The 15,861-nt window shown below is 65.5% G+C and carries 17 protein-coding genes, 2 tRNA genes and 2 pseudogenes; 13 read left to right on the top strand and 8 right to left on the bottom strand.

Features of this window, described 5'->3' with window-relative positions:
* Positions 1 to 15: 15 nt before the first annotated feature.
* A complete protein-coding gene (locus QQL87_RS13635; RefSeq protein ID WP_284419235.1) occupies positions 16 to 678 on the bottom strand; it encodes a hypothetical protein in 663 nt (220 codons plus the stop codon).
* Positions 679 to 900: 222 nt separating this feature from the next.
* Between QQL87_RS13635 and QQL87_RS13630 the strand changes: the two genes are divergently transcribed.
* Positions 901 to 2,472 carry a S10 family peptidase gene (locus tag QQL87_RS13630; RefSeq protein ID WP_284419236.1) on the top strand — a complete coding sequence of 524 codons (1,572 nt, stop codon included), beginning with the start codon at positions 901 to 903 and terminating at the stop codon, positions 2,470 to 2,472.
* Positions 2,473 to 2,728: 256 nt separating this feature from the next.
* Here QQL87_RS13630 and QQL87_RS13625 read toward each other — a convergent pair.
* Positions 2,729 to 4,116, bottom strand: a pseudogene (locus QQL87_RS13625) (serine hydrolase domain-containing protein).
* Positions 4,117 to 4,264: 148 nt separating this feature from the next.
* Entirely contained in the window at positions 4,265 to 4,801 is a 537-nt protein-coding gene (locus QQL87_RS13620; RefSeq protein ID WP_284419237.1) for a tetratricopeptide repeat protein, read from the bottom strand.
* 292 nt (positions 4,802 to 5,093) lie between these two features.
* Here QQL87_RS13620 and QQL87_RS13615 point away from each other — a divergent pair, with 292 nt between their 5' ends.
* From QQL87_RS13615 to QQL87_RS13600, 4 genes are all read left to right on the top strand, one after another.
* Positions 5,094 to 5,486 carry a hypothetical protein gene (locus tag QQL87_RS13615; RefSeq protein ID WP_284419238.1) on the top strand — a complete coding sequence of 131 codons (393 nt, stop codon included), beginning with the start codon at positions 5,094 to 5,096 and terminating at the stop codon, positions 5,484 to 5,486.
* Between the two features lie 181 nt (positions 5,487 to 5,667).
* Complete coding sequence (locus QQL87_RS13610) at positions 5,668 to 6,108, top strand: hypothetical protein (RefSeq protein WP_502871166.1); 441 nt, start codon at positions 5,668 to 5,670, stop codon at positions 6,106 to 6,108.
* Positions 6,109 to 6,469: 361 nt separating this feature from the next.
* Positions 6,470 to 7,183: an outer membrane protein gene (locus tag QQL87_RS13605; RefSeq protein WP_284419240.1), complete on the top strand. Its 714-nt coding sequence runs from the start codon at positions 6,470 to 6,472 to the stop codon at positions 7,181 to 7,183.
* A gap of 223 nt (positions 7,184 to 7,406) precedes the next feature.
* Entirely contained in the window at positions 7,407 to 7,646 is a 240-nt protein-coding gene (locus QQL87_RS13600) for a DUF6719 family protein (protein WP_284419241.1), read from the top strand.
* A gap of 258 nt (positions 7,647 to 7,904) precedes the next feature.
* Here the strand turns inward: QQL87_RS13600 and QQL87_RS13595 are convergent, their stop codons facing one another.
* A complete protein-coding gene (locus QQL87_RS13595) occupies positions 7,905 to 8,153 on the bottom strand; it encodes a hypothetical protein (RefSeq protein WP_284419242.1) in 249 nt (82 codons plus the stop codon).
* Between the two features lie 180 nt (positions 8,154 to 8,333).
* Between QQL87_RS13595 and QQL87_RS13590 the strand changes: the two genes are divergently transcribed.
* Positions 8,334 to 8,441 (top strand): glucose transporter, encoded by a 108-nt coding sequence (locus QQL87_RS13590; RefSeq protein ID WP_284419243.1) that lies wholly within the window; start codon positions 8,334 to 8,336, stop codon positions 8,439 to 8,441.
* Positions 8,442 to 8,486: 45 nt separating this feature from the next.
* Here the strand turns inward: QQL87_RS13590 and QQL87_RS13585 are convergent, their stop codons facing one another.
* On the bottom strand, positions 8,487 to 9,005 hold the full coding sequence (locus tag QQL87_RS13585) for a hypothetical protein (RefSeq protein WP_284419244.1): 519 nt from the start codon (positions 9,003 to 9,005) through the stop codon (positions 8,487 to 8,489).
* 318 nt (positions 9,006 to 9,323) lie between these two features.
* On the opposite strand from QQL87_RS13585, the gene QQL87_RS13580 reads away from it, so the two are divergent.
* The 3 genes and pseudogenes from QQL87_RS13580 (at position 9,324) to QQL87_RS13570 (ending at position 11,510) form a co-directional block, all read left to right on the top strand.
* Positions 9,324 to 9,905, top strand: a complete 582-nt coding sequence (locus QQL87_RS13580; protein WP_284419245.1) for a TetR/AcrR family transcriptional regulator — start codon at positions 9,324 to 9,326, stop codon at positions 9,903 to 9,905.
* A gap of 172 nt (positions 9,906 to 10,077) precedes the next feature.
* Positions 10,078 to 10,738 (top strand): annotated as a pseudogene (locus QQL87_RS13575) (DUF3313 domain-containing protein).
* A 169-nt stretch (positions 10,739 to 10,907) separates the two neighbouring features.
* Positions 10,908 to 11,510, top strand: coding sequence for a DUF2147 domain-containing protein (locus QQL87_RS13570; protein ID WP_284419246.1), 603 nt, complete (start codon positions 10,908 to 10,910; stop codon positions 11,508 to 11,510).
* A gap of 67 nt (positions 11,511 to 11,577) precedes the next feature.
* On the opposite strand, the gene QQL87_RS13565 is transcribed toward QQL87_RS13570, so the two are convergent.
* Positions 11,578 to 11,652, bottom strand: a tRNA-Thr gene (locus QQL87_RS13565).
* Positions 11,653 to 11,839: 187 nt separating this feature from the next.
* Positions 11,840 to 12,298 (bottom strand): hypothetical protein, encoded by a 459-nt coding sequence (locus tag QQL87_RS13560; protein WP_284419248.1) that lies wholly within the window; start codon positions 12,296 to 12,298, stop codon positions 11,840 to 11,842.
* A 370-nt stretch (positions 12,299 to 12,668) separates the two neighbouring features.
* Between QQL87_RS13560 and QQL87_RS13555 the strand changes: the two genes are divergently transcribed.
* Both QQL87_RS13555 and QQL87_RS13550 read left to right on the top strand, forming a co-directional pair.
* Positions 12,669 to 13,133 carry a hypothetical protein gene (locus tag QQL87_RS13555; protein ID WP_284419249.1) on the top strand — a complete coding sequence of 155 codons (465 nt, stop codon included), beginning with the start codon at positions 12,669 to 12,671 and terminating at the stop codon, positions 13,131 to 13,133.
* Between the two features lie 55 nt (positions 13,134 to 13,188).
* Positions 13,189 to 13,668, top strand: coding sequence for a hypothetical protein (locus tag QQL87_RS13550; protein ID WP_284419250.1), 480 nt, complete (start codon positions 13,189 to 13,191; stop codon positions 13,666 to 13,668).
* 119 nt (positions 13,669 to 13,787) lie between these two features.
* Here QQL87_RS13550 and rlmB read toward each other — a convergent pair whose 3' ends face one another.
* Positions 13,788 to 14,618, bottom strand: coding sequence for a 23S rRNA (guanosine(2251)-2'-O)-methyltransferase RlmB (gene rlmB / locus QQL87_RS13545; RefSeq protein WP_284419251.1), 831 nt, complete (start codon positions 14,616 to 14,618; stop codon positions 13,788 to 13,790).
* A 217-nt stretch (positions 14,619 to 14,835) separates the two neighbouring features.
* Here rlmB and QQL87_RS13540 point away from each other — a divergent pair.
* Both QQL87_RS13540 and QQL87_RS13535 read left to right on the top strand, forming a co-directional pair.
* Positions 14,836 to 14,921: transfer RNA gene (locus tag QQL87_RS13540), tRNA-Tyr, on the top strand.
* Between the two features lie 98 nt (positions 14,922 to 15,019).
* Positions 15,020 to 15,861, top strand: an 842-nt coding sequence (locus tag QQL87_RS13535) for an ISAs1 family transposase (protein WP_284424111.1), incomplete at its 3' end; no start/stop codon positions are given.

The raw sequence follows: 15,861 nt of genomic DNA, 5'->3' as shown, positions 1-15,861 counted from the left end.
CAGCTGCTTTCGATTTCAGTTGAGCCGGATCAACCGCCCGATGGCCGGTCCGGGACCGGCCTTGGCCTGCGCGTCGACCTTGAACACGAGCCGCGACGGACCGAAGCTCGCGACATAGGTGCCGCCCGGCGTCAGTGGATGGCTGGTGCCGGCGAAATCGTAGAAGCGGCCCTTGTATTGCCGGCCGGTCAACTCGATCTGCTGGCGCTCGCCCGGCTGGTCGAGCCGTTCGACGATCAGCGTGCCGCGGCCCTTGGCCTCGACGATCGGCGAGGCGCCGTAGATGACGGCCTGCGCCAGCGGCGCGCTGTCCGGCCCCAGGCCGCGCACGATGGTCGCCGCCACCTCGCTGGTTTCACGCGAGCTTGCCTGCGCATGGCTGGCGTCGCAATTGACGATGTCGCTCTTGAGCATGACGCCGTCAGCCGTGCTCTCGGCGGGACCGATGGTCACGCTGCCGGCGCCGCTGACGGTTTCGCGGCGGCATGATTTGAGGTAGCTCATGACCACGCTGCCGTCGCGGCCGAGCTTGATCACCTGACCTGGCGCGACATAATCCATCAATTCAGCGCCGGCGACCTCGCCCTGGACGTCCTCGACCAGGGCCGCGGGCGGCCCGGCCAAGGCGGGGGCCACGAGCCCCGTCAGGGCCACGACGATGAACGTCGGCAACTTCATGATGAACTCCGTGATCGCAACCGGCGGTGCGCCTCTTGTCCCATTGATGGGACGTTGGACGGGATCGAGAGGTTCGAGCCCATAGCACAACTGCCGGTCACAGGCACTTGCCCTGATGTGACCTGGATCACGGAAGCGTTGGTTGAGGTTGGTTCTCCGCCGCGTTTCATGCGTTACGGGCCGCGATGGTCTATTCGGTTGGCGTCCAGGGAGTTTGAGCCGATGGCAGGTTTGAAGTCGTCCATCTTGCGATCGGGTCTCACGGCCTTGGCCCTCGCGATTCTGGTCGCCGGTCCCACCTTGCGGGCGCAGGATACCCCTCCAGCCGGGCAGGAGCAGGCGGCGCCCGGCGGATCCCGCACCGGTTCGGCCGGCAATCGGTCGGCCGGTCCGTCCAGTTCGTCGTCGGCAGCCGAGCAGCACAAGCTGCCGGCGGATTCCACGACGACGCAAAAGCTCGAGCTGCCCGGCCGCACCTTGTCGTTTACGGCGACGGCAGGCGCGATCCGCGTGTTCGACGACAAGGGCGAGCCTCAGGCCGACATTGCCTACACCTCCTATCAGCTCGACGGCACCCAGCGTGCGAGCCGTCCGGTCACCTTCTTCTTCAATGGCGGGCCGGGCGCGTCCTCGGCCTATCTGCAGCTCGGCAACGCCGGCCCGTGGCGCATCTCGATCGACGCGCCCAGCGTGACGCCGTCGTCGAAGCCGGACCTGCTTCCCAATGCCGAAACCTGGCTCGACTTCACCGATCTCGTCTTCATCGATCCCGTCGGCACCGGCTACAGCCGCTTCGTCGCGACCGGCGACGAGGTCCGCAAGCGCTTCTTCTCGGTCGATGGCGACGTGCGCTCGCTGTCGCTGGTGGTGCGCCGTTGGCTCGAGAAGCACGACCGGCTGGCGTCCCCCAAATTCATCACCGCCGAAAGCTATGGCGGGATCCGCGGGCCGAAGATCGTGGGCAACCTGCAGCAGGACCAGGGCATCGGCGTCAGCGGCCTGGTCCTGCTCTCTCCGCTGCTGGATTTCCGCGATTATTCCGGCTCCAGCCTGATGCAATATGTTGCCAGCCTGCCGAGCTATGCCGCTGTCGCCAGGCAGATGAAGGGGCCGGTGACACGGGCCGATCTCGCCGATGTCGAGCGTTACGCCAGCGGCGATTTCCTGCTCGACCTCGTGAAAGGCGAGGCCGATGCGGAGGCGACCAACCGGCTCGCCGACGCGGTGGCGAGCCTGACAGGGATCGACCAGACGGTCAGCCGCAGACTTGCCGGCCGCTTCGATGTCTCCGAGTTTCGCCGCGAGTTCGACCGCAAGAACGGCCGCATCACCGGCCGCTATGATGGCTCGGTGCTGGGCATCGATCCCTATCCGGATTCCAGCCATTCGCGCAGCGCCGATCCCTCAGGCGACGTGCTCACCGCGCCGCTGACCAGCGCCGCGGTCGAGCTGACGACCCGCAAGCTGAACTGGCGTCCCGACGGCTCCTATGAGCTGTTGAGCGGCGCGGTAAACCGGTCCTGGGATTTCGGCCGCGGCATCAGCCCGCCGGAATCGATGAGCGACATCCGGCAGATCCTGGCGCTCGACCCGAAGCTGAAGCTGCTGGTCGGCCACGGCCTGTTCGACCTCGCCACGCCGTATTACGGCTCGAAGATCGTGCTCGACCAGCTGCCGTCCTTCGCCCGGCCGCCGCGGGTCAAGCTGGTGGTCTATCCGGGCGGGCACATGTTCTATTCCCGCGACGATGCGCGGAAGGCTTTCCGCGGCGAGGTCGAGGCGCTGATGAAGTAGTTCGTCGTCTGGATGTCGCTTCTGCCTTGCCCTGGCGAGCTTCGGCGGACAAGTCGATCATCTGGGCTACAGGAGCGTTGCCGCTGACGTCCTCCGCCCTTCCAACTTGCTCCGTCATTGCGAGCGCAGCGAAGCAATCCAGAGTCCCGCACACCACCCTGGATTGCTTCGCTGCGCTCGCAATGACGATGAAGAGAGCGTCGTTCGGAGCCCGGATGTCGCCATCGCTCATCCGGGCTGCGCGTCGACGCTGCCGCTACGCGTCCTTCTTCCGCCGTCCCTTCGGGTATTTCCGCTCCATCTCCGTGCGGACCACGCGCTCGGGGCGCACGCGGGTGCCGGCGAGCCAGATCTCGCTGACGCCGGTTTTGGTGCGCACCCGCCGAACCGGTTCGCCATGGCTCGCATAGCCGGCGGCCTGGACGATGCGGCCGGCGTCGCGGCCGGTGACCTCGATGCGGGCGGCATCGATGAAGGGATTGATGAAGGACGGGTTGGCGACCAGAACCTGGGCGCCGAACGGGACCAGATCGACCGCGCCCCACAGCGTCCACCAGCGCCCGGTCCAGTCGTGCGTCCTGCGCGATGGTGCGCCGTGGGTGGCGAAGGCCTGCAGGATGAACTTGATGCCGTTGGCCCAGCCGGGCGCCCAGCCGTCGACCGCGTTGGTGAGCACGGTGATCGCGATGTCGTGGGCGGGAATCACCGAGGTGCGCGAGATGTAGCCCTGGAAGCCGCCGCCATGGCCGAACCAGTCGAAGCCGGCGGTGGTGCCGCTCATCAGGCAAGGCCGTAATAGACTTCCTCGATGTCCTGCGGGACCCGCCATTGCCGGCGGGTCATCTCGCGGCGGCTCGCGACCGACAGCAGGCTCTTCTTCGCGTTCGGCGCGAGCTGGGCGAAGAAGCGCGCGGTGTCGGCGGCCGTGGCGACCACGCCCGCCGCGGCCATGATGGCGTTGGTCGGATTGTCGCCGGGAATCACGACACGGCGGCCGACCGGCACGGTTCGCGAATGGCCGCGCGCGAACGGCACGTTCTTGCCGAGCAGCGTCATGTCCGGCGCGCTTTCGCGCAAACCGAGCGGCGTCATGATCTCGCGCTGGAGAAACGCCGGGTAGGGCTCGCCGCTGATCGCCTCGATGACGAGGCCTAGCAGGCCATAGCCGTGGTTGGAATATTTGAAGCGGGTGTTCGGATCGATCACCGGCGGAAGCTTCAGCTCGGCGAGCAGCTCGTCCCGGTCGAGATAGGAGCGGCCGTCGGTGAACTGACCCGAATCTTTGCCGTCGCGGATCAGGCCGGCGGTGTGCGACAGCAGTTGGCTGATGGTCGCTGTCGCGATGTCCGGATGCAGGTCCTTGACGTATTGGCCGACCGCATCGTCGAGCTTCAATCGCTTCTGTTCGCGAAGGCGCATGATGCCGGCGGCGGTGAACGCCTTGGTATGCGAGGCGATGCGGAAGCGATGTCGCGGCGTTAGCCGCTCGCCGGTGTCGAGATTGCCGTGACCATAGGCGGCTTCCAGGACGATTTCGCCGCGATGAGCAATGGCGATGATGCAGCCGGGCTGCCCGGAGACCTCGACCTGAAAAGCCATCCAGTCGCGGACATAGTCGAGCGCTGCGCCAAGCCAGGACTCCACGCGGCAATCTCCCGTTCAAATCGAATGATGAAAATGGATGGCAGCGACGCTCATCCTTAGCCGACAATCCGCGGCCGACAAACAGAAATGGCGCAACCCTTTCGGGTTGCGCCACTGTCGAGATCGGAGCAGATCCGATCGCGTGTCGTCAGTAGACGAGGCCAGTGCCCGGCTGCTTCTCAAGCGCGTCGGCCAGCGAGCGATATTCGGCGCTGTTGGTGCCGGCGAGCTGCGCCACCTTGTCGAGGTGGTACTTGGCCTGCTCGCGGTTGCCCTGCTCGAGCTGCCACAGGCCGTAATACTGCCAGGTGCGCACGTGGTTCGGATCATCCGCCAGGGCCTGCTCGTAATACTGCTTGGAGGCCTGGTAGTTGCCGAGCTTGCGGTAGGAGTACCCGATCAGATTGGCGACGTCGGCGACATCCTCGCGGTTCAGCGCTTTGAGCTGCTGGATCGCGGTGGTGTAATCGCCGCGATCATAGATCGAGGTGTAGGCCGTGCGATAGGCCGCGAGGAACTTCGGATCTTCGATGCTCGAGCTCTTGTCCTTCTTCTTCTTGTCCGGCGGCGGCGAAGACGGAGTCTCGCTGCCCGCGGCATAAGCCTTCGACAGAAGCAGCGGCCCGGAGGCCACGGCCATCGCGCAAAGTGCCAGCGTGGCAATCCTGATCGCAGACTTTTTCATTCGTATCTCCCGAGTTGTCGATCCAACAGGTGACTGCATGCGGAGAAGAACTTCCGCAGCTGCGAAATATTCCCGGTCATTTGCGCGGATTTTGCGCCGCGATCGGTGCATTATACTGGCCACATGGTGACAGGCCAGTCATCTCGATGACTATCCCTTCATCTGCATGAACTGAAACATTCGCTTTACTTCAGGGTGGGTTCAGTGCCGGTTCCCTATGGTCGCATCCATGATCACGAGCCCATCCGCCACTGGATGGTGTCTCCAGATCTTCAACATCACGGAGACGACCATGCTGAAGACAATGTCCGTTGCGCTCCTCGCCGCGTCGATCCTGGCTGCGCCCGCATTCGCCGCAGGTCCTGCAAAAACCGATACGTCCGCGAAGTCGACGCAGATCACCGGCACGACCACCGGCACCGCCAAGACCGACGCGGCGAAGACGGAGGCCGGCAAGTCGGACGCCGCGAAGGCGGGCGGCACGCAGGTTGGCGACAAGGCCAATGAGATGAAGCCGACGGTCGGCAAGTCGAAGACCAAGCCGCACGCCTCGCTGCTCCGCCACACGCACCGGCATACCGCGCACCTTCGCCATCACGACAAGGTGAAGGTTCAGCATGCCTCGCTGACCGGCCACAAGACGATGAGCGTCAAGCGCCTGACGCCGGCGACCCGCCGCGGCTGATCGGCCCGGCCGACGGTCACGTCGTCCATCAGAAGGCCATCAGGTGTTGTGCCGCCGGCGCGCCTCACGTGTGCCGGCGGCCGCCGTTTGGCGGTGGCGTGAGCGGTACGATTTCCCTGACTGCCGGCTTTGGGTTAGAAGCGGGCGTCGGACATGTCTTTCAGAGTTGGGCGCTGTGCGGATGGGGAGATCGACTTGGTGGCCGGCGGTGACGCTGGCGCTGTTGCTGGCCGGCTGCGCCAGCGGCGGACCGGCTGCTTTCATGAACGAAGACAATCGCGGCATCTCCTACACCGGCGACCGCGGCGTCGCGAACCAGCCGTTTCCGACCAATTACCGCGGCGAGATCGTGTCCTATCTCAGGACCTACCTGAACAATCCCGTGGGGGTGCGTGAGGGCGTCCTGGCCGAGCCGGTGCAGCGGACGGTCGGCGGACGGCTGCGCTATGTCACCTGCGTGCGCTATGCGGCCCGAGAATCCGACGGCAGCTACCGTCCTGCCAGAGAGCGCGCGGCCGTCTATGTCGACGGCCGCTTCGATCGCCTGATCGAGGAGGGAGGCGAGCTTTGCGCCGGCTCAACCTACGGGCCATTTCCAGAGTTGGCCGCCATGACGCGTTGACGCGGCCGCCTCGGTGAGCGGACGCGCAGCGGGGTGCTTCAATGGAGCTCGTGTGATCGCCCCGAGGCCGCTGCGGCTCCGTGCTCTCGACGCAGACCTGCCAAGTCGTCGCAGCGGGTTGTCAGGACGCGGTCGTGATCACAAATCGGGGATGTATCGAACCGCTTTGCCGCCGTAGTGCGACCAAATGTCGGGCGCGGCGTGCAGCTTCACGAAATATTCGGGAAGCCTATGGAACATAAGGCCTTTGTTGCTCGCTGGTGACACGCTGACGCAATCACAGCTGCGTCACCGCCATCGGGCAACCCAAATGCGGCCACGATGTTCAATTGATGTCGCAAACGAATAACAGGGACATTCCATGAAACGCGTTGTTTTCAGTGCAGTGGCTTTGACCGCTCTGGCTGTCCCGGCCTTCGCCGCCGACATGCCGGCCCGCACCTATACAAAGGCGCCCCCGATGACGCCGCCGCAGGCCATCTACAACTGGACGGGCTTCTATATCGGCGGGCATCTGGGCGGTGCGTTCGCGGGCGGCAACGGCCTCGAGGGCAACAACGGCCGCTTCCTTGGCGGCGTGCAGGGCGGCTTCGACTATCAGTTCGCACCGAACTGGGTGGTCGGCATCGAGGCCCAGTACAGCTGGATGGATCGCAACACCACCAATTTTGGCTTTCCCGGCGCGACGGTCGTGACCTCGAGCGGCGCCAACCAGCTAGGCTCGGTGACCGGGCGGCTCGGCTACACCTGGGGACCGGCGCTGGTCTATGCCAAGGGCGGCTATGCCTGGCGTGACGGTAACGGCCTCGGCGTGAGCGTCGCCGGCGTGCCGGCCGGCTTCACCACGAACGGCAACACCAAGGATGGCTACACCGTCGGCGCCGGCCTCGAATACATGTTCGCACCGAGCTGGTCGGCCAAAGCCGAGTATCAGTACTATAATTTTGGTAACACCACTTTCACGGGTGGTCCGGCACCGGTTGTGGGCAGCCGGTTCAACAACGAGGACCATACTGTCAAGGTCGGCGTGAACTATCGTTTCGGCTGGGGTGGCCCGGTCGCGGGCAAATACTGAGTCCTCCGGCTGAGATGGCGCAGCTGGACGGCTTAGCTGACCGCCCCGGCAATGACATCATTGTCCTACGCCCGCGCCTCGGCGCGGGCGTTTTGCTGTGTCCGGCCTGAGGCCAACGATGGTTTCAGGGGTGCTCACGCAGTGCAAAAAAATTTTCAAACCTTCGTGAAACTTTCGCCACCAGTTGATATTATGAGTCCGCCGGTTTGATGGATCATCCCACATGCGTATCTTGTTGTCCGTGCTGTTGTTATCGGCGGCCGTTTTGCCGTGTTCTGCCCAGACCGTCCTGAAGTCCGAACCGTTGATGCTGGCTCCTTACGAGGTGGCGCTGGTGCAAGCCGCGTCCTGCCCCTCGGGCAAGGTGCTGAAGGTGACCGGCGCGATCCGCGGCGTCAGCCGCAAGCGCGCTTGTGTCGCCCTTCCGGCTGAAACCGCCTCGCTGGCGACGGCCACGCCGTAGGCCCGGACGTCATGGCAACACTGCAGCGGACAGCTTCGGCTGCCCGCTGATCGCGGTATCGTCTCTGCAAATCCTGTTGCGAAAGCTGCCGCCGAACGGGCCCGTCATCCGGGCGTCAGCGCATGATAACCGCTGCCAGGGCCCTTTGGGCCCGCTATCCCGCTGCATGTGTCGCGTGATGCCGGCCACAGCCGGCCTCGTTGCTTTCTGTTGCGCGTCTCCGGGAAGGCCCAGGAGAGTGGAGGCCGCGCAAGACGATCAGGACGCGTAGGGGAGGTTGAACTCCTGCTCGGCCTCGGCCCGGTTCTGCCACGGATCCTCTTCCGGCTCGGCAGCGCAGGGACGGATCTCGTAATCATTGTCGAGTTGCAGATGCCCGCCCGCGCGGCGCGCATTGATCATCACATCCACCACCAGCCCACTCTGCCGCGCCAGCCGCCAGACATCAGCCTCGGTCGGATAGGTCTTGCTCAGCTTGGCCTCATTGCAAAACAGCGCATAGGGCATTCCAAACGGCTCCAGAGAAGCGAAGGATGAACCGACGATGAACAGCGGTTGTAGCGAGACACGGGCGTGTTCGCGGCCGGAAAGCGGCCTTTTCGGCCGCGGCGAGTCGTAAACGAGTCCTAAATTTTTGGAAAAAGAATCCGTGGGACTCCGGGGCCAGAATCGCCGGATGGTTAAGTCATGGGAACCGATCTCCACATCTTTTGCGGGCGGATCCAGCTGACACTCGCCTGTGGATTGCTGCTCGCCTTCATCGCCAACCTGGCGCTTCTGTGCGCCTGGCTGTGAGCCGGCATGCCGCTTGCGGGCACCGATCACCGTGCGCAGGCGCGCTCAGTCCTCGGGGAGCTCCGTCCCCTCGGCCGACGCTTTCAGACGGGCCAAGGTCGCGCTGAAATATTCCTGGCGCTCGCGGTTGAAGCGTTCCTGATGAGCGCGGAAGCGGGCGACCCGAGCGCGGATTTCAGCCTGCATGTCGCGCTGCAGATCGAGCTGCGAGGCGATGCTGGTGAAACGTTCGGGGAGCCCCATGCTCGGGCGGGCAGGGGCCGCGTCCGGAGCTGCAAACTCCCGCGCTCTGGTGTCAGGCGACGGGATGGCAGCAGGATTCGGCCCCTGGTTGGCGTGCGAGTGGTCGGCGTGCGAGGCGTCGGCCTCGGTCAGGGTGACAGCAGCGGGCCGTGCAACAGCGGGCGCGCCACGCGTCGCGGCGGCTTGTTGGGGCGTGACCGGAGTCCCAACCGGGACGGCAGGCAGCTCGAACTGGGAGAAGTCGGCCGGCTTGCCGGTCACCGACTGCACGAAAGCCATCGTCTGCGCGATCAGCGCATCACGCTCTTCCTTCCACGACATGCGATTGTCCCCCAGAAGTCGCAATTGCAACAAATGCTCGCTGTGAAATCAAGCTGAAAGACCAGTGACTTCTGGGGATAAGTGAGAGTCCTGGTTGAGATGTGGCAATATTGTTGCCACAGTCTGAGCCCGTTTCGTCCCGCCCGCGGAAGCCGGTACCGTCAATCCGCCGGTGTGCAGATGGTTCCTGCGCCCCGATCCGAGAGGCGCGGCTTGACAGAAGAGGGTGGCTCTCGCCTAACACCTCTGGGCAGGAGCGCAGTCTCGCTCTCCTCTGCCCGAACCCCATGCACCTCCCGCGAGACTTGGCATTTTCCGATGGACAATCCCTCGCGCTCCGAACGGTCGCGCAAGGCCGCGCTGACCGCCGCCCTCACCATCATCGCCCGCGACGGTCCGGGGCGCCTGACGCTGGACGCGATCGCGCGCGAAAGCGGCCTCAGCAAGGGCGGGCTGATGCACCAGTTTCCCAACAAGGAAGCGGTGCTCAAGGCGCTGCTCGAGCAGCAGTTCGCCCATTTCGACGAATTTGCCGGCAAGTTCAGGGCTGAAGCGGGCAGGGCGGATCAGCCAGAGCTCGCCACCCAGATCGCGATCTCGCGTGAGCTGATCGCCCAGCAATATTCGGTGGCGCAGGCCATGCTCGGCGCGCTTGCGCAGGAGCCCGGATTGCTGGCGGACGCCCGAGCGAAGGATGCCGAGAGAGTGGCCGAGATCCGGGACGAAGCTGACGACGCCGACCTCGCCGTGCTGCGATGGGCGGCGGCCCGCGGGCTCGCCTTGATGACGATGCTCCGCGTCTCGCCGCTCGAGCAGCCGGAACTCGATCGCCTGTTCGCCCGCCTGCTCGACGATCGCCAATGGACGGGGTTCGAGCAGGACGTCGCGGCCAGGCGCTGAGTCGGCAAAGCGCCGTGGATGGACGCGCGTTGGCGCGTCGCCGTCCGTCCGGTCCTTGCCGCCGGATTAACGCAATCTTCATCGTGCCACTTTACAAACCGTCTAGTCGGTTTTATTGGATGGCAACACTGATTGTGCTCTGCAACAGGCCGCACGATAAGGAGAGAGGGAAATGGTGGTTCGAGTCCGGATATCCGGTTGGGTGGCAATGGCTGCCGCGGCTCTCTGCGCCGGCTGCAACACGGTGACGCCGGTAGCCTATTCCGAGATGGCATCGGCGCGCTATCTGGCGCCGAATTCCTCCGATCCGTCCGGGCGGGTGCCTTACCGCTACGCGGCCGCCGCCGACTGGCGCAGCTATGACAAGGTCATGCTCGACCCAGTCGTGATCTATCGCGGCCGTGATCACCAGTTCGGTGACATGCCCGAGCCCGACAAGGCGAAGCTCGCCGCCTACATGCGCGCGCGCTTCCAGGAAAGCCTGTCGGCGCGCTTCCAGCTCGTCAATCAGCGCGGTCCGAACACCTTGCGCGTGCGGCTCACCTTGACGGGCGCCGTCGCCAACACGCCGGTGCTGGGCACGGCGTCGCGCTTCGATCTCGCTGGAGCCGTCTACAACGGCGTGCAGCGCACGCGATGGCGAGGGGCTGCTGACCGGCTCGGTGTTCTACGCCGCCGAGATCTTCGATGCCGCGAACGGCCGGCTGCTGAACGCCTTCGTCAGCAAGCAGTATCCGACGCCCTACGACATCAAGGCCAGCGTCGGCGCGCTCGCGGCGGCCGAAGCCGGGATCGACAAGGGGGCCGATGCCCTGGTCGCACAGCTCCAGTGAGGGGGCGGGACGGACTGCGCCGGGCCCGCGGTTGGCGGCTCACGACGGCAGCCGCGCTGCCGCGCTTTGGAATCGAGGGCACCGGCCAACGCGGCGCGGCCGCCAGCGACGGCCGGCCTGTCGCACGAGCGCATGGCTTGAGACCCTGGAGACAACGAGGATCCTGAACATGACTGTGAGATTCGTTCTGCGCGTCGGCCTGCGCATCGTCGTCAGCCTGATCGTGTCGATGGCGGAGGGCCGCGGTCAGGCTGCAACGGTGAGTGATCCGGTTGGCACCTGGCTGACCGAGGACGGCCGCGCCCGCGTCCGCATCGAGCGCTGTGGCGCGATGGCCGATCGCATCTGCGGCTACATCGTCTGGATGAAGGAGTCCGCCGATGCCAAGGGGCAGCCATTTCGCGACCGCCTGAACCCCGATCCGGCCAGGCGCGGCCGCCTGCTGCTCGGCCACCAGATGCTGCTCGGCCTGAAGCTGAACGCCGACGGCCGCCATGCGGGAGAGGTCTACAATGCCGAGGACGGCAAGACCTACGGCGTCTCGATCTGGCGAGAGGGGGCGAAGATGCTGGCCGTCAAAGGCTGTCTGCTCGGGCTGTTCTGCGCCACCCAGGGATGGGTTCAGGTGACGGATCAAGTGCCGGGCCAGCTCCTGGCCCCGACCGGGGACGGCGGCGGCCCCGTCCCGGACGCGGAATGGGCGCCCCCGAAGCCGGCGTCAGGAGCCGCGCTCAAGCCGTCAGCAGCCGCTGTCAGGACGAAGCCGAACTGACCGCTCGTCCGACGAGATGCCGATCCCGAGAACTGCGACCTTCCGGCACGAGTGGTTCTGCGGGGGATGGTGCCGGCTGAGGGGATTGAACCCCCGACCTTCGGTTTACAAAACCGCTGCTCTACCGCTGAGCTAAGCCGGCGAAGGCACCTGATGGGTGGTGTCGGAGGTCTCGACCTTGCAGGTGCGGCGAGGGCCTCCGAAGCGCGGTGTTCCTACCAGAGTTGATGCACAGAGGCTACTGGCGTTGCACGCGCCCGCAGGATTGAGTCCAGATCGCAAAAAGGGCGGCCGTGAGGCCGCCCCTGTCGAACGCCGCCAAGCCGGCCTTACTGGCAGATGTGCATCAGGCCGTCGCTGCCTTTGAACACGGTGCCGGGACGGCACACCAGTCCATTGCGGGTGGCGTAGCTGTTCCAGTCGCCGTAATAGCCGTTCGGGCCGCGATCATAGCCGGGCTGGCTGAAGCGATACGGGCCCGGATCATAGGCATAGGCATCCGCGGTGCGGAATGGCGCAGTGGCAATGGCGCCGGCGGTGCCGATCGCGGCACCCGCGATGCCTGCCGCGGTGCCGACTGCGCCGACGGCGATGTCGGTCGGCCAGAAGCCAGTGCCGCGGCGGTTCCAGTCATTGTTCCAGCCGCCATCCGTGCGCTGCTGCATCATCGCAGCGTCGTGGCCAGCCATATGGTGGTCCATGTGGCGGTGGTGCATGTCGCGCGCCATCGCCGGGCCGGCGAGCGCGGTTGCGAGAACAGCAGCCCCGAGAATTGCAGATCTGATCATGGGTTGACTCCGTCGTTGCGCCCCGAAGCTTAAGCGCATCCGGCCGCTGCTGTTCCGCCGCTGCGTCGATGTTTTTCGCCGGCGGCTCGCGGCAGAGGAAAATGCGAACGGCAACCCGCTGTGGCGGGCGAGGCGGTCAGGCTTGCGGGCAGGGCAGGCGCGTTTGATGACATGGCGATCGGAGGGCACATGATCGCGGCGGCCACAGGCGGATGATGATCCCCCATTAACCGTCGCGTGCGAACCGGCCTGGCGCCTTAACCCGAAGGAATGGCTCGTGCGTTAGCCTTACCGGCAGATTGAGCCGCGCGTTTAACCCATCCGGGCGCGCGTTGCGCTATTGATAGGACAGCAACCGGGGCGTGAATTCATGCGTTGTGCAACAGCTCTCGCGATTCTGATCGGGACGGCGTCCGCCGCGCTCGCCAGCGAAGGCTTCGAAATCGTGATCCCGCAGCGGCCCGGCGTGCCCGTCGTCATCAACGGCATCGATGCGTCCTATGCCGTCGTCGAGGGCCAGACCAGCCTCGGCAAGGGCAACTACATGCAGCCCTCCCTCTATGGCGGCCGTCCGGTCGAGCCCGAGCCCAACGTCGGCCACTATTATCCGACGCTCGGCGCGAAGCCCGGCTACGGCCGCATGGAAATCGAGCCGCCGGCCAACCGCAAGCTGCCGAAGCCGGCCGAAAGCTATTCCCGCTCGTGGGGCGCCCAGTCGCAGATGCAGCCGGTCCAGCCCGAGGTGCCGATGTCGCCGCCGAACGTCATCCTCGCGCCGCGAGAGGACGGAGTGCCGGGCGATTATGCCAATCCGCCGCCGGCCTATCGCCGGTAGCAGCTGTCCATCGACAATGAGTTCAAACAAAAAACAGATCATCAGGAGAGTGTTCATGCGTGGAGTGATTTCAGGACTTGTCGCCATCGTCGGTCTCGCTGTTGCGGGCAGTGCGCCAGCCGCCGCCTGCGGCGCCTCCGCCTGCGCACCGTGCGGCTATGCGAGCCCGTGTGCGCCGACCGTCGCCTATCAGCCGACCTACAGCTATCAGCCGGCCTACACCTATCATCCCGGCTACACCTATGGTCACACCGGCTGCGGCAGCTGCGGCGTCAGCTATGAACGGCTGCCCGAGCCGACCCGGCAGTACTATTATGTCAACCAGGGCCCGACCTATAGCGGCCCCGGCGCCTTCGCGCCGTATCCGGCCTATGAGGAGCGGGCGATCCCGGTCTATCGCTATCACCATCGTCACCACGCCTACGAGGAAACCCGCGTCGCGCCTGAAGTGGTCTATGCGCAGCCGCAGCACGCCTATCGCTGGGGCGCCTCGCCCTATTATCACGGCCGGCGCGTGCTGCGCCGCTACTACTGATCGGCCCGAACAAGCTCTCAGCAAACGCCCGTGCGCTTCATGCGCGCGGGCGTTTTGTCGTCCGGACTGCAGGCGGATGGCCGGGTCTCACGCGCGGCGATCAGCGCGCCCCTCGGGGATCATCCGCCCATCAACCCCAGCCGGCTGGCCCCGACATAGAGTGCAAGCACGGCGGCGTTGGAGACGTTGAGGCTCTTGATCGCGCCGGGCATGTCGAGACGCGCCACCACGCTGCAGGTGTCACGCGTCAACTGCCGCAGGCCCTTGCCCTCGGCGCCGAGCACGAGCGCGAGCGGCTGGCGCAGGGTGACGGCGGCGATGTCGGTGTCGCCGGCGCTGTCGAGCCCCACGGTCTGGAAGCCGCGCTCGTCGAGGCGGGCCAGCGCACGGGCGAGGTTCTGCACCGTGATCATCGGCACCAGCTCCAGCGCGCCCGAGGCCGATTTGGCCAGCACGCCGGTGGCCTCCGGGCTGTGGCGCGCGGTCGTGATGATCGCCTTGACGTCGAACGCCGCCGCCGAGCGCAGGATGGCGCCGACATTGTGCGGATCGGTGATCTGGTCGAGCACCAGGATGATGCCCTCGGGGCTCAGCGTGTCGATGTCGGGCGAGGGTAGCGGATCGGCCTCGGCGAGCAGCCCCTGATGCACGGCGTCCGGCCCGAGCCGCTGGTCGATCTGGCTCGGGCGCACGATCTCGGGCGTCACCCGCGTCTCGATGCGCTCGTCGGCGAGCCGGCGCGCGGCGTTCTCGGTGAGGTACAGCTTGCGAATCCGGCGCTGGGGATTGGCGAGCGCCAGGGTCACGGTATGCCAGCCATAGAGAATGACCGGGCCATCCGCGCCCGAGTCGCGCTCCCGCCGGGCTTGCGGCCGGTCGAAACCGCGCGGTTTGCCGGTGAATTTGCCGCCTTGGCGGCGAAAAGGGGGCTTTCGGTCACGTTCGCTCATGACCTGAGCTTCTGTCACGGCCTGCGGATTCTGGCAATTTGGCACCGCCGGCTGCGAAAATTCGTCGGGCCTTGGTTGACTTTACGGTCCCGGTTCGATCATAAGGGCCCCGGTCGCGCGCAGCCCTCATCGGGCCCCCGCGGCCTTACCGTCTCCATGGCGCTGATGGTCGCTCAACCGCTGTTTCCTGCGGCCGGCCTTCAACTGCCATCGGTACGGGGGAGTGTCCCGAGTGGCAAAGGGAGCTGACTGTAAATCAGCCGCCTCATGGCTTCGCAGGTTCGAGTCCTGCCTCCCCCACCATCCCTCAGGGGAATCGCATGTGAACTAGCCCTGTAAGGCATTGTGATCCGGTCAAAAATCGATTCTGAAGGTGGCTTCTGAGTTGGAAGGAGCTGCCGATGGATCGATTCTCGGAATGCTTCGAAGACCTGCCGGATCCGCGCGCGGACAATGCGCTGCACGATCTGACGGAGCTTTTGTTCATTGCGCTGATGGCGACGTTGTGCGGGGCCACGAGTTGTACCGACATGGCGCTGTTTGCGCGGTTGAAGGCTTATATTTGGAAAGATGTGCTGGACCTCAAGCATGGACTGCCGGGCCACGACACGTTCAGCCGTGTGTTCCGCATGCTCGACCCGAAGGCGTTCGAGACGGCATTCCGGCGCTTCATGGAGGCCTTCGCCGAAGGCGCGAAGATCGCACGGCCGCAGGGCGTGATCGCCCTGGATGGAAAGGCGCTCCGGCGTGGTTACGAGCGCGGCAAGAGCCACATGCCGCCGGTCATGGTCACGGCATGGGCGGCGCAGACGCAGATGGCTCTGGCCAACGTTCTGGCGCCGAACAACAACGAAGTGGACGGCGCTTTGCAGTTGCTGCAACTTCTGCAACTCAAGGGATGCGTGGTGACAGCCGACGCGCTGCACTGCCATCGCGAGATGGCCAAGCAGATCGTGGCGCGAGGTGGCGATTACGTCCTGGCGGTGAAGGAGAACCAGCCCGCTTTGCTGGCCGACGCACGGGCGGCGATCGCCGCAGCGGCGCGCAAGGGCAGCAAAGCGGTTGCCACGACCGATGCGGACCATGGCCGCAAGGAAAAGCGCAGTGCGCTCGTGGTGCCCGTGAAGGACATGGAGGCGAGGCACAACTTTCCAGGCCTCAAAGCCGTCGCGCGGATCACCAGCAAGCGCGGCACGGACAAAACCGTCGAGCGCTACTTTCTGATGAGCCAGAACTTCAGCCG

Origin of the sequence: Bradyrhizobium sp. SSBR45G, assembly GCF_030159255.1 — a bacterium.
Classification (GTDB): domain Bacteria; phylum Pseudomonadota; class Alphaproteobacteria; order Rhizobiales; family Xanthobacteraceae; genus Bradyrhizobium.
Note: the sequence above shows the minus strand (reverse complement) of the source record. Positions and strands in the feature narration are given on the sequence as shown.

Coding starts and splice junctions, on each gene's coding strand:
- QQL87_RS13610 (WP_502871166.1), top strand. CDS start 5,668: ATGGGGAGATCGACTTGGTGGCCGGCGGTGACGCTGGCGCTGTTGCTG.
- rlmB (WP_284419251.1), bottom strand. CDS start 14,618: ATGAGCGAACGTGACCGAAAGCCCCCTTTTCGCCGCCAAGGCGGCAAA.
- QQL87_RS13585 (WP_284419244.1), bottom strand. CDS start 9,005: ATGTCGTGGAAGGAAGAGCGTGATGCGCTGATCGCGCAGACGATGGCT.
- QQL87_RS13615 (WP_284419238.1), top strand. CDS start 5,094: ATGCTGAAGACAATGTCCGTTGCGCTCCTCGCCGCGTCGATCCTGGCT.
- QQL87_RS13550 (WP_284419250.1), top strand. CDS start 13,189: ATGCGTGGAGTGATTTCAGGACTTGTCGCCATCGTCGGTCTCGCTGTT.
- QQL87_RS13600 (WP_284419241.1), top strand. CDS start 7,407: ATGCGTATCTTGTTGTCCGTGCTGTTGTTATCGGCGGCCGTTTTGCCG.
- QQL87_RS13560 (WP_284419248.1), bottom strand. CDS start 12,298: ATGATCAGATCTGCAATTCTCGGGGCTGCTGTTCTCGCAACCGCGCTC.
- QQL87_RS13630 (WP_284419236.1), top strand. CDS start 901: ATGGCAGGTTTGAAGTCGTCCATCTTGCGATCGGGTCTCACGGCCTTG.
- QQL87_RS13605 (WP_284419240.1), top strand. CDS start 6,470: ATGAAACGCGTTGTTTTCAGTGCAGTGGCTTTGACCGCTCTGGCTGTC.
- QQL87_RS13580 (WP_284419245.1), top strand. CDS start 9,324: ATGGACAATCCCTCGCGCTCCGAACGGTCGCGCAAGGCCGCGCTGACC.
- QQL87_RS13570 (WP_284419246.1), top strand. CDS start 10,908: ATGACTGTGAGATTCGTTCTGCGCGTCGGCCTGCGCATCGTCGTCAGC.
- QQL87_RS13595 (WP_284419242.1), bottom strand. CDS start 8,153: ATGCCCTATGCGCTGTTTTGCAATGAGGCCAAGCTGAGCAAGACCTAT.
- QQL87_RS13555 (WP_284419249.1), top strand. CDS start 12,669: ATGCGTTGTGCAACAGCTCTCGCGATTCTGATCGGGACGGCGTCCGCC.
- QQL87_RS13620 (WP_284419237.1), bottom strand. CDS start 4,801: ATGAAAAAGTCTGCGATCAGGATTGCCACGCTGGCACTTTGCGCGATG.
- QQL87_RS13590 (WP_284419243.1), top strand. CDS start 8,334: ATGGGAACCGATCTCCACATCTTTTGCGGGCGGATCCAGCTGACACTC.
- QQL87_RS13635 (WP_284419235.1), bottom strand. CDS start 678: ATGAAGTTGCCGACGTTCATCGTCGTGGCCCTGACGGGGCTCGTGGCC.